Annotated in this window: 9 protein-coding genes; 5 read left to right on the top strand and 4 right to left on the bottom strand. The window is 44.9% G+C overall.

Features of this window, described 5'->3' with window-relative positions; translation table 11 throughout:
- Window positions 1-17: 17 nt before the first annotated feature.
- From pflA to ACJB0T_RS10265, 4 genes are all read right to left on the bottom strand, one after another.
- Window positions 18-758, bottom strand: a complete 741-nt coding sequence (pflA, locus tag ACJB0T_RS10280; protein ID WP_112478099.1) for a pyruvate formate lyase 1-activating protein — start codon at window positions 756-758, stop codon at window positions 18-20.
- Window positions 759-920: 162 nt separating this feature from the next.
- Window positions 921-1,901, bottom strand: a complete 981-nt coding sequence (locus tag ACJB0T_RS10275) for a lipid A deacylase LpxR family protein (RefSeq protein WP_479290690.1) — start codon at window positions 1,899-1,901, stop codon at window positions 921-923.
- Between the two features lie 226 nt (window positions 1,902-2,127).
- Window positions 2,128-4,404: a formate C-acetyltransferase gene (gene pflB, locus ACJB0T_RS10270; RefSeq protein ID WP_353496569.1), complete on the bottom strand. Its 2,277-nt coding sequence runs from the start codon at window positions 4,402-4,404 to the stop codon at window positions 2,128-2,130.
- A gap of 261 nt (window positions 4,405-4,665) precedes the next feature.
- Window positions 4,666-6,213, bottom strand: coding sequence for a DUF3360 family protein (locus tag ACJB0T_RS10265; protein WP_353496568.1), 1,548 nt, complete (start codon window positions 6,211-6,213; stop codon window positions 4,666-4,668).
- Between the two features lie 428 nt (window positions 6,214-6,641).
- Here ACJB0T_RS10265 and ACJB0T_RS10260 point away from each other — a divergent pair, with 428 nt between their 5' ends.
- The 5 genes from ACJB0T_RS10260 to ACJB0T_RS10240 all read left to right on the top strand — a co-directional run bounded on the left by ACJB0T_RS10260 (window position 6,642) and on the right by ACJB0T_RS10240 (window position 11,847).
- Complete coding sequence (locus ACJB0T_RS10260) at window positions 6,642-8,207, top strand: hypothetical protein (RefSeq protein WP_479290689.1); 1,566 nt, start codon at window positions 6,642-6,644, stop codon at window positions 8,205-8,207.
- 462 nt (window positions 8,208-8,669) lie between these two features.
- Window positions 8,670-9,440: an ABC transporter ATP-binding protein gene (locus tag ACJB0T_RS10255; RefSeq protein ID WP_042501899.1), complete on the top strand. Its 771-nt coding sequence runs from the start codon at window positions 8,670-8,672 to the stop codon at window positions 9,438-9,440.
- Between the two features lie 88 nt (window positions 9,441-9,528).
- Complete coding sequence (locus ACJB0T_RS10250; RefSeq protein WP_479290688.1) at window positions 9,529-10,299, top strand: ABC transporter substrate-binding protein; 771 nt, start codon at window positions 9,529-9,531, stop codon at window positions 10,297-10,299.
- 120 nt (window positions 10,300-10,419) lie between these two features.
- Window positions 10,420-11,160 carry an ABC transporter permease gene (locus tag ACJB0T_RS10245; RefSeq protein WP_479290687.1) on the top strand — a complete coding sequence of 247 codons (741 nt, stop codon included), beginning with the start codon at window positions 10,420-10,422 and terminating at the stop codon, window positions 11,158-11,160.
- Window positions 11,161-11,163: 3 nt separating this feature from the next.
- Complete coding sequence (locus ACJB0T_RS10240) at window positions 11,164-11,847, top strand: ABC transporter permease (protein ID WP_479290686.1); 684 nt, start codon at window positions 11,164-11,166, stop codon at window positions 11,845-11,847.
- The last annotated feature ends 13 nt before the right edge of the window (window positions 11,848-11,860 follow it).

The following is an 11,860-nucleotide window of genomic DNA, read 5'->3' as shown; positions in this document are numbered from 1 at the left end:
GCGCGTTTGGGCTCAGATTAGTATTTGACGGTGTCTGTGTACTGAAGCAGGATGCTTTGAATTTCATCCATCACTTCTTTTTTCGGTGGTTCAACACCTTCTAATGGGTAGTCAAAACCAAGCGCTTCCCATTTGTGCGCACCCAGTTTGTGGTACGGCAAAAGCTCAACTTTTTCGATGTTGTCCATGTCTTTAATGAACTCACCTAGCATGTGTGCTGCTTCTGGGTCATCGGTGTAGCCAGGAACAACCACATAACGAATCCACGTCTTTTGTCCAATTTTGTGAAGGTAGCGAGCAAAGTCCAACACGCGGCGGTTTGATACGCCAATAAAATCTTGGTGGATTTCATCTTTCATGTGTTTTAGGTCGAGCATCACAAGATCGGTCGCTTCAAGGACTTCGTCTACGACGTCGGTGTGTTTGCGGATATAGCCGTTAGTATCGAGACAGGTATGAATACCTTCTGCTTGCGCTGCTCTAAAGAAGTCACGAACAAATTCTGGTTGAAGCATGGCCTCACCACCAGAGCAAGTCACACCACCACCGGATGCATTCATGAAGTGGCGGTAAGATTTCGCCTCTGCAATTAGTTCATCGACAGTGATTTCTTTGCCATCATGCGTATCCCAAGTATCGCGGTTGTGGCAATACTTGCAGCGCATAAGACAGCCTTGCATAAAGACAATAAAACGAATTCCTGGTCCATCGACGGTACCACAAGATTCGAATGAGTGAATGCGACCTGTTGTTGACATATGCTCTTCTCTACTAACTTATTTTTACCCGTTATTTTATTACAAATCGCACCATCTAGACAGGAAAAGTAGGGTTATATTGACACTAATTATGACTGTATACAGTGATTGTAAATGCTTTGTTTCAGCTGATGGAAGTGACTATCACAGACCTTACAGGAGCTAGAAGAAGGCAAACAGTGAAATTCCACCATTGCCATAGATCGACTTTGATGCCTCCTTGTATTCTGCCGATTTGGTTCCGGCAAAAATATTCACGCCAACGTAGGCGTTGTACCAAGTCGCGCCCAATACAGCCTCACCTTGAATCGGTTGTAGTGTTACATCATAAGCATCACTTGGCTCTGGTATTCCAGGGCGCTCGCCCTCGATGGTAATATCGTTAAATCGATAACGGGCTTTCACACCGAAATAAGTAAACCAGCCCTGATTTGACGCACCAATCATACCGGCTTTAAATGGATTCTCAGTACCTATGTTGGCCGCCCCGAAGTTGCCACCTAGCTCTGAGCCAAATCGGAGCATCATCCCGGTTGAAACATCGCTTCTAAAATTGCCTAAGTTAGCTTCTGTCACATTAGAGATTTCCCAGCCGTTATTTCCGGACAAGGGCTCTCGCTTTAAGTTTAGGTGTGTTAGATAGCCAACACTGCCAACGACTCTGTCTTCAATTTGATACGCCCAACCTTTCGGCTCTTTCGAGCCAACAAGGGAATGGACCAACTGCTGAGCTTTATCTGCAAAAGAACCTTCGCCAGTGCTGCCCAAAGTTACGTTAAAGCGCTGTGCCTGTTGTGGGTGCAAACTAATGTAATTTAACTCACCATGAAAATAGCCGGCGTAAGGGCGGTCGTTCGCAATTGGGACATCGGCTTCAATATCGGAAGGTGTCCACATTTTGTGGCCAAGCTGGAACTCAACCTTATCAAGAGACGATGTTCCCCAATATGAAAGGCTCAGTGGTTTAAAAATTGCCCAAGGCGTGATCGCTCCGCTGGTATACGATAGGAAAATTCCGTTGGTGTAGTCTTCGTCGGTACCCCAAATTCCATCGTTGTCTAGAGAAAATGAAAGGGTAGAGCGCTCAGAAGCAAGCACACAGCTGCTGGCGAGAAGCACAGGCAAAGCGATTAAGATTTTCATGATGTGTCGACTCTCTTCAAATACGGCTAGTAGAGATGTAGTTATGTAAAGTAATTGTGACACGTTTAGAAATGAGACGTCAGTGATCTATGAGTCATAAAGGTCTAACAACGTCGATTATTTGTAACTAATTCTTAGTGGGTAAGAATGGATGTAAATGATATACGAGGGGCATAAAAAAACCTCGCCGAAGCGAGGTTTTTATCTCAACCAGTATAATCGAAGATTATAGAGATTCAGTGAACGTACGTGCGATTACGTCAGCTTGCTGCTCTGCAGTTAGAGAGTTAAAGCGTACAGCGTAACCAGATACACGGATTGTTAGCTGAGGGTACTTCTCAGGGTGCTTAACTGCGTCTTCTAGAGTTTCACGGTTAAGAACGTTCACGTTTAGGTGTTGACCACCTTCAACGCCAGTTTCGTGGTGGAAGTAACCATCCATTAGACCAGCAAGGTTAGAACGTTGTGAATCTTCTTCTTTACCTAGTGCGTTTGGAACGATAGAGAAGGTGTACGAGATACCATCTTTAGCGTCAGCAAACGGTAGTTTACCTACAGAAGTAAGAGAAGCTACAGCACCTTTCTCGTCGCGACCGTGCATTGGGTTTGCACCTGGAGCGAATGGAGCGCCTGCTTTACGACCGTCTGGAGTAGTACCAGTTTTCTTACCATAAACCACGTTTGAAGTGATAGTAAGGATAGACTGTGTAGGTACTGCGTCACGGTAAGTCTTAAGCTTACGGATCTTGTTCATGAAGCTAGTTACTAGCTCACAAGCCATGTCATCAACACGTGCGTCGTTGTTACCAAATTTAGGGTAGTCGCCAGAGATGTCGAAGTCGATTGCGATACCGTCTTCGTCACGGATAGGCTTAACTTGGCCGTATTTGATAGCAGATAGAGAGTCAGCTGCAACAGATAGACCAGCAATACCACATGCCATAGTACGACGTACGTCACGGTCATGAAGTGCCATTAGAGCTGCTTCGTAGCTGTACTTGTCGTGTGAGTAGTGGATAGCGTTCAGCGCAGTCACGTATTGTGTTGCTAGCCAATCCATGAAGTTGTCTAGACCAGCCCAAACTTTGTCGAAGTCTAGAACTTCGTCAGTCATTGCTTCAGTCTTAGGACCAACTTGGATCTTAAGCTTCTCATCTACACCGCCGTTGATAACGTATAGAAGAGTTTTAGCTAGGTTTGCACGAGCGCCGAAGAACTGCATGTGCTTACCGATAACCATTGGCGATACACAACAAGCGATAGCGTAGTCATCGTTGTCGAAATCTGGACGCATTAGGTCATCGTTCTCGTACTGGATAGAAGAAGTATCGATAGATACCTTCGCACAGAACTTCTTGAAGCCAACAGGCAGCTGCTCAGACCAAAGTACAGTGATGTTTGGCTCTGGAGAAGGACCCATAGTGTATAGCGTGTTTAGGAAACGGAAGTTTGTACGCGTAACAAGCGTACGACCGTCAACACCCATACCACCCATAGATTCTGTTGCCCAGATTGGGTCGCCAGAGAATAGCTCATCGTACTCAGGAGTACGCAGGAAGCGGACCATACGTAGCTTCATTACGAAGTGGTCGATCATTTCCTGAGCTTGTTCTTCAGTGATAAGACCTGCAGCGATATCACGCTCAACGTAAACGTCTAGGAAAGTCGAAGTACGACCTAAAGACATTGCCGCGCCGTTTTGAGATTTAACAGCAGCTAGGTAACCGAAGTAAGTCCACTGGATTGCTTCTTGTGCAGTCGTCGCAGGACCAGAAATGTCGAAGCCGTAAGAAGCTGCCATTTCTTTTAGTTGACCTAGCGCGCGGTGTTGCTCTTGAAGCTCTTCACGCAACTGCATAGTCATTTGTAGATCGTCGCCAGCTTCTAGTTTCTCTTGAGTAGAGTGGAACTGAGCAACTTTGTCCTTCATTAGGAAGTCTACGCCGTACAGTGCTACACGACGGTAGTCACCGATGATACGACCACGGCCGTATGCATCTGGAAGACCAGTCAAAACACCAGACTTACGACATTTTAGGATGTCAGGAGAGTAAACATCGAAAACACCTTGGTTGTGTGTTTTACGGTACTCTGAGTAGATTTTAGATACTTGTGGGTCAAGCGTACGACCGTATGCTTTACAAGAACCTTCGATCATGCGCACGCCGCCGTTAGGCATGATTGCACGCTTAAGAGGCGCTTCAGTTTGTAGACCAACGATTGTTTCTAGGTCTTTGCTGATGTAGCCCGCATCATGTGAAGTGATGGTAGAGATAACAGAAGTATCAAAATCAACAGGAGCGTGAGTGCTGTTTTCCTGCTTGATACCTTCCATTACTTTAGCCCAAAGCGTGTTAGTCGCTTCAGTACCTTCAGAAACTAGGAAAGACTCGTCGCCTTCATAAGGAGCGTAGTTCTTCTGAATGAAGTCACGTACGTTTACTTCGTTTTGCCAGTCACCTGCAGCAAAACCTTCCCAAGCTTTAGCAAATTGCTCTGCCATGACATACCTACCTTTTTAGTAGAAAAAACACGTACTGTGCGTTTTATACGCATGCCCTTCAGAGGAAGAGCCAGTACCATTGAATAAAAATATCGTATAACCACTTATGGTTAGTATGGTTATAGATATTGTCATTCCTGACGCTAAAATCAAGCCTACACTAAAAATAAATTGTAAAACTTAAACTAAATCAATAAATCTTAAAAAACTGTGATAAAAATTTGGGCAGTGAATGTCACTGCCCAAATAATCAACTAGATATTATAGGAAAGCTGGAATACCGTACTGGCCTTCTAGCATACCTACAGCAAGCATTGCTACTAGACAGATTACAAATACACCGACTGGGATGACAATCTTATCTACAAAAGATAGACGAGAAGCACGCTCTTTGTCACCGATCAGGCCATTATTATCTAGGAACATGGTCAGAGCCCATGCTAGTACTGGGTTTGCCACTACTGATGCAAAGATACAGATACCTGCAGCTTGTGAATCTTTAGTCTCTTTAACCATCTGCATGCCCGCTTCTAGTAGCGGAAGGAATACACCTACCAGAAGAGCAATACGCATTACTGGTGGCCATACCGCAACGTCCATTGGGAAACCAAGGATTGCCACGATGATACATAGTGAACCAAGAAGGATCGCACCGCCTGGAATAGGACGCTTAGCGATAGCAGCTGGGATCATGTAAGTACCCCAAGAAGACGTGATGTTACCACCACCCACTGCCGTACCAACCATCTGACGCACAGAACACATAGTCATAGTGTCATCAACGTCCATAAGAACTTTTTCAGTTTTACGTGGGTAGTTCAGCTCTTGGAAGATACGGTGACCTAGGAAGTCAGGAGACCACATCGCTACAGCAAGAATCGCAAACGGTAGAGAGGCAATGAAGTGTTGTAGGTTAGGAAGACCTAGCATCCAACCCTCTTCTGTGCTGCCCCACCAGTAAACTGGGTTAAGGTTAGGTAGGCCCATTTCCGTTTCAAACGTTAAGTCGAAGCCTGCACCTAGACCAAGCGCAAGAAGTAGACCCGTTACCGCACATACTGGAATTGCCAACCAACGCATGTTGATTTTTGCAAGGTATGCGTAAACAGCAATGTTGATGCCTAATACGATTAGACCAATGTAACCCATGCTGCCAGCTTCAATGTCCGCAGACTGAAGACTTACCGCCCACTCTTGGATTGAACCGATTTGGCTCATAGTACCGGTAAAGCCTAGGAAGATTAAGAGGCCACCTGCAGTACCTTGAGAGGTGAGGTTAACCAGCTTAGAACCACCTTTAAAGTAGCTAAGTAGCAGACCGAACACACCAAGAAGAATAGCAAGAGCAAGAGGGTGAGCACCGGCAAGCGCGATAGAACCGATAAGCGGAATCATCGGGCCATGGTTACCTGCAAGGTTGGCACGTGGGTTGATGAAACCTGATGCGAGAATACAGAACAATAACGCTGGGATTAGCATTTCAACACGAGCTACCTCGATGGCAAATTCTTTGCCAAGGTTTACGTGATCCCAAGCGGCGGTTAGACCGTCTGCCCATGACATCATTACCGCTGAGTACATTGCGATAATGCCGATAGTACCAGCTAGAGCAGGTACCAAATCTTCGAGTTCAAAGCGGAAGTCGCGGCCTGGTAGGTTAAGACCAAAGCGGCGCGGTTTCATGATTTGAAGTTCGTGGTCTAGGTATTCAGAGCGGCTGGCAAACTCAGATGCTGGACGGTGAAGCTCTTGATAGCTCTTAGTCTCGATATCCGAATCAGAATGCGCTTTGTTAACTGCGTCTGACATAGATTCCTCATTTATATATAAAGTTAGTCGTTTGGCTTGATATGCGAACTCAATTCACCGTTCGCCTCGGCTAGGAGGTACACGTGGTTAACGTGCTAAGGATAGACAACATTCTAAAAGTCGGGTGAATAATTCGTGCTATATCAATGCTGCCGAGTCTAACAAGCAACACTAACGCCTTGATTGATCTTGATCACTTTAAGAAAAAATGTGAAAGAAAACTACAACAGTTGTTTGAATTGGCGCACTTTATTAACAATCTCCGTAACTGACTTTCAGTAACTTTCCCTACATTCCAATTACATTCATAAAGTGAATTGCACGTTTTATCGCCGCTAGAAAAACTTGGCACAGAGTTTGCGACACTGACAGCATATGAGAGAGAGTGGCAACACTTTGCCGCCAGGATATGAATTAGGAATGTAACTATGAAAAAAGCAGTAATGTTGCCACTCGTCGCAGCGATTTCAGGAGCCATGGTTGGCTGTGGTGGCGGTGGTGGCGGTGGTAGTTCAGCGCCTGCCCCTACGGTTTACACTATTTCTTTTGTAAAACTAGAAGTAGCAAAAGAAAGTGAACTTAAAAGTGGTTGTGCTATTTATGGCGAATATGAACAACCAGCGGTCGTATCCAACCTAATCAATGCTATGAATGCACCGCAAGAAAAAATGTACGTATACGGGCAAGTGGCTGATCGTGGATTTAACGTTGTTGTCCATGATGATAAAGGCAAGCTTGCTAACGGTACCACTTTCATTCCGAACTCGAACGGGCAAATACGTGTAGATATGTCGAAGATCCCAACGAATGGTTATTTGACGATAGAAGAAGAGCAAGGTAGTACTACGCAAGATGTCCAGATACACTCCCTGTCAATTCAAAAGCAATACCTACAAAATATGACAGTCGCAGTTCGTACTTTCCAAGCCTCTTCGAACAAGTGTGTATCTGGCTCAGGTTCTGATGTGGACAAGACTGCCACATTGGATGAGACGGCTGCGATTGATACTGCGACAGTAGCCGCTACTCAAGGTTACATGACAAGTAGTGCAGCATTAGGGTTAGAAACGGCACATACGTCAGCATCGAGTGGTATCGCTGTCCTATCTAAAAAACCAAATGATCGAGATATTTTGGTAACTGCGTACACTAACAGCACCGCATCATCTGAAGATCCTTTAAAGTCTGAGAAACTTACTAATCCAAACGGCTATGCGTTTGCTACAAAAGATACTGTTTATTTCGACGGAGACAACAGTCGCACGGATGTAGTTAAACTAAAAGCAATCGAAGATCCTATAGTTAACTACAATGTATCTGGTTTGAGTTCTATGGAAGCGGGCGTGGTTACTGTGGTGAATAACAACAAAGTATACCACTGGCAGCCATTGTTCTCCGATTCAATGTCATATGCTTACACATCGGATTCAGTTTTCGCTAAATGGGCAATGAACATCGAAGGTAAATCAACTAGTGGTTGGGACTACCAGGGTTTGTTTAACGTCAACGGAAGTGTAAAGTCTATTAATGTTCCAAGCACATCAAACAGCAGTTCTATTTCTATAACTAACTGCAGCGACACGGGTACGGGCTACTGTTTCTCACAAGGTTCGTTTGACTCAACGATTGACGGTGTACGCTACAACGTGAGAACCAGAACGACGTATGATCGCTCAGTAAGTCAAAGTATCTATGGCAAGCCAAATAGAAATCAGCCATTGATGCAAGCTTCAAGAAGTGGCGTAGAAATCGACTTTGATCCTGCGCGTGATGTTTTGGAGACGTCATTATTTGCAAGTAGCAATGACACGGCAGCATCTGGCTATTTCTTCCTTTCTCAGCATACCGATTATCAAAATCTAACAGAATTGTATGATTACGATACCCATAAATATCTAGACTACGTAGGTGTACTCCCTCTTAATTCAGTAAGTGCAACACAGTACATGACGATGATGGGAGCAGATACTTCGTTGCTTCAAACTCGCAAGTAGCCCATGTCGCTTCAGGCAATCGTCTTCTGATTTTAAAAGCTCTATTCCTCCAAGAATGGAGCTTTTTTGATCTGACTATCAAATCTGTCAACTAGACCATAATGTTGCCTTATGGCCAATAAGTAGATCTTATCCACTAAATTAGTACTAATTTTTAGATATAGATCCCAAATCTCTAGGCTGTTGTGTAACAAAATTGCAATAAAGGTACGTTCGGTATAAAAAGTGACCGCTGACTAAAAGTTCAGCATTCAGCAAATAATATTCACAAAAAGCAGTGGTAAATACTTTAATTTGCATAATCTGTCAGATACAATGCCTGCGTAGTCAAAGATTACAGGTTAATAGTTTGTTGCAACCTATGCTTTCTAGTGCTAGCTTGTATCGAACAAATAAAAGGTCGGAGTACCTTTGCCTATCAAATAGGCTTAGCAGTCAATAATATACAGGGAGCACAAGCGCATGAATGAAGTACCCGCGCTGGACATAAAAGAACTGCACAAGACCTTTGGTCAAAATGAAGTTTTAAAAGGGATTTCCCTTGCTGCACATAAAGGTGATGTCATCTCAATTATTGGCTCATCAGGCTCCGGGAAGAGCACCTTTCTACGTTGTATCAACCTACTGGAAACGCCGACAGAGGGTGAGATTTGGGTTAATGGTGAATTGATCCAAATGAAGAAAAACCGTCAGGGTGAGTCACTTCCTGCTAATGAAAAACAAGTTCAGCGAATCCGTTCTCGCTTGGCGATGGTTTTTCAGGGTTTCAATCTTTGGTCACACATGACCGTTCTTGAAAACATCATTGAAGCGCCAATTCACGTTTTGGGTGTACCGAAAGCGCAAGCTATCGAAAATGCCGAGCTACTTCTAAAGAAAGTGGGTCTGTATGAGCGCCGGGATTACTATCCAGGGCACCTTTCAGGCGGACAGCAACAACGTGCAGCCATTGCGCGTGCATTGGCAGTAGAGCCAGAAGTTATGCTGTTCGATGAACCAACATCGGCTCTTGATCCTGAGTTGGTTGGCGAAGTATTGGGCGTTATGCAAGATTTGGCTGAAGAAGGTAGAACCATGCTCGTGGTGACACACGAAATGGCGTTTGCTCGTGACGTATCTAACCACGTGATGTTCTTGCATCAAGGCCGAGTAGAAGAGCAGGGTGACCCAGCAAAACTGTTCACCAACCCAGAATCGGAACGTCTACAACAATTTATTTCATCTATCTACTAATATAGAAGATGATCTTCTGGGCTAAGACTCAGAAAACTCGATAAAAACACAACACAAAAACAAAAATTTCAATCACAGGAGTATGGAAATGAAAAAGTGGTTAATGGTAGCAGCACTGGCTGCAACTGCTGCAACTGGAGTAGCACAAGCTAAGGAATGGAAAACTGTGCGCTTTGGTATCGAAGGTGCTTACCCTCCATTTAGCTGGACTGAAGCCGATGGTTCTCTAAAAGGTTTCGACGTTGATATGGCTAATGCGCTGTGTGAAGAGCTAAAAGCTAAGTGTGTTATCGTTCCTCAAGATTGGGACGGCATTATCCCGTCACTACTTGCTCGTAAATACGACGCAATCATTGCTGCGATGTCTATCACTGAAGAGCGTAAGAAGAAAGTTGACTTCACTGGCAAATACGCTCAAATCCCGAACAAATTCATCGCTAAAAAAGGTGCAGGTCTAAACTTTGACAACCTTGGCGGCGCAAAAATTGGTGTTCAGCGTGCAACTACGCACGACAAGTACCTAACAGACAACTACGGCGACCAAGTTGAAATCGTGCGTTACGGTTCATTTGATGAAGCTTACCTAGATCTTGCTAACGGTCGTATCGTAGCGGTACTGGGTGACGCCTCTGCTCTAGAAGAAGGCGTGATCAACAAAGATGGCGGCGAAGCTTACGAATTCGTTGGTCCATCGCTAACTGACGCTAAGTGGTTCGGTGAAGGTATGGGTATTGCGGTACGCAAGCAAGATAAAGACCTAACGAAGCAACTTGACGCTGCAATCACTTCTCTACGCGCTAGCGGTAAGTACGACGAGATTGCATCTAAGTACTTCAACTACGATGTTTACGGTCAATAATCAGACTGTTTAACAAAAGACGAGGGCTTGAGCTAGTCTCAAGCCCTTTTTACTAAACGGCGAGTCACAGGCCTTTTAGTAAGACTGACCAACAATTTTGCTGTGCTGTTGGAAGGAACTATGCTCGATTTACAAGGATATGAAGCCTCAATATTAAAAGGGGCCGTACTCACCATAGAAGTGGCAATATTGTCACTGATCCTCGCTATGGTGCTGGGTATGTTAGGTGCACTTGCTAAGATGGCACCTTACAAATGGGCGCGTGCGATTGCGACCCTTTACACGACTATCATTCGAGGTATTCCAGACCTCGTACTTATGATGCTGATTTTCTTCGGCGGACAGATTCTTCTCAACAACAGTTTGTATGCGACAAATGAGTGGTTGAATGAGTGGTTTGCTTCAAGCGATCCTAACCATGAGTGGACATCGTATCTTCCAGATTATATAGATGTATCGCCTTTCATTGCCGGTGTACTGACCATTGGATTTATTTTCGGTGCTTACATGGCAGAAACCTTCCGCGGCGCGATCATGGCTGTGGACAAAGGTGAGATGGAAGCAGCAAAAGCCTATGGCATGAGTTCAACATTGGCCTTTCGACGCATCCTACTGCCGCAGATGATTCGCCACGCCTTACCAGGATTTGGTAACAACTGGCTGGTACTACTTAAAACGACGGCACTGGTATCGATTATTGGCCTAGAAGATATGGTGCGTGTGAGCTCACTTGCTGCGGGTACCACAAAGATGCCGTTTACGTTTTATATGGCCGTTGCCATCATCTTCTTAATCTTCACAAGTATCTCTACCGGGTTCCTAAAGTTGGTTGAGCGCAAATTCAGTATTCACGTGAGGTAGGCTATGGACTTTTCTCTGATTATAGACAGCTTGCCTATCTATTTTGATGGCCTTTGGACCACAGTTTGGTTGGTGCTTTCTGCACTCGTTATTGGTCTGTGCGTTGCTATTCCGCTTGCGATAGCGCGTAACAGTGCTAACTACTTGCTGAGCTTGCCATCATGGGGCTTTATCTACTTTTTCCGTGGCACGCCACTGCTGGTTCAGCTCTACCTAATTTATTACGGTATGGACCAATTTTTCCCGGTTAAAGATACCCTTTGGGAGCATGCTTGGTTCTGTGCGCTAGTGGCATTTGTTCTCAACACCTCTGCTTACACGGCAGAAATCATCCGAGGCGCGATTAACGGCTTGCCACGCGGGGAAGTTGAGGCGGCAAAAGCGTATGGTATGAGCACGTGGAAAACATATCGCCGTATCATTTTGCCATCAGCATTAAGACGAGCACTGCCTGCTTACAGTAACGAAGTGATCTTTATGCTTCACGGCTCTGCCGTTGCGGGTATTGTGACTATCATGGACCTGACCGGTGCTGCTCGCTTGGTAAACTCTCGTTACTATGCACCATTTGAGTCGTTCTTGGCTGCTGGTATGTTCTATATGGCACTGACATTTATTATTCTTTGGTGCTTTAAGAAGGCCGAAAAACGTTTCTTGGCGTATATGAGACCGCTTGGCTCTCAGTAGCACTTAAGCCAAA

It is taken from the genome of Vibrio sp. CB1-5, assembly GCF_059412285.1.
This window is presented reverse-complemented; position numbering and strand designations above follow the sequence as displayed.

Coding starts and splice junctions, on each gene's coding strand:
- pflA (WP_112478099.1), bottom strand. CDS start 758: ATGTCAACAACAGGTCGCATTCACTCATTCGAATCTTGTGGTACCGTC.
- ACJB0T_RS10275 (WP_479290690.1), bottom strand. CDS start 1,901: ATGAAAATCTTAATCGCTTTGCCTGTGCTTCTCGCCAGCAGCTGTGTG.
- pflB (WP_353496569.1), bottom strand. CDS start 4,404: ATGGCAGAGCAATTTGCTAAAGCTTGGGAAGGTTTTGCTGCAGGTGAC.
- ACJB0T_RS10265 (WP_353496568.1), bottom strand. CDS start 6,213: ATGTCAGACGCAGTTAACAAAGCGCATTCTGATTCGGATATCGAGACT.
- ACJB0T_RS10260 (WP_479290689.1), top strand. CDS start 6,642: ATGAAAAAAGCAGTAATGTTGCCACTCGTCGCAGCGATTTCAGGAGCC.
- ACJB0T_RS10255 (WP_042501899.1), top strand. CDS start 8,670: ATGAATGAAGTACCCGCGCTGGACATAAAAGAACTGCACAAGACCTTT.
- ACJB0T_RS10250 (WP_479290688.1), top strand. CDS start 9,529: ATGAAAAAGTGGTTAATGGTAGCAGCACTGGCTGCAACTGCTGCAACT.
- ACJB0T_RS10245 (WP_479290687.1), top strand. CDS start 10,420: ATGCTCGATTTACAAGGATATGAAGCCTCAATATTAAAAGGGGCCGTA.
- ACJB0T_RS10240 (WP_479290686.1), top strand. CDS start 11,164: ATGGACTTTTCTCTGATTATAGACAGCTTGCCTATCTATTTTGATGGC.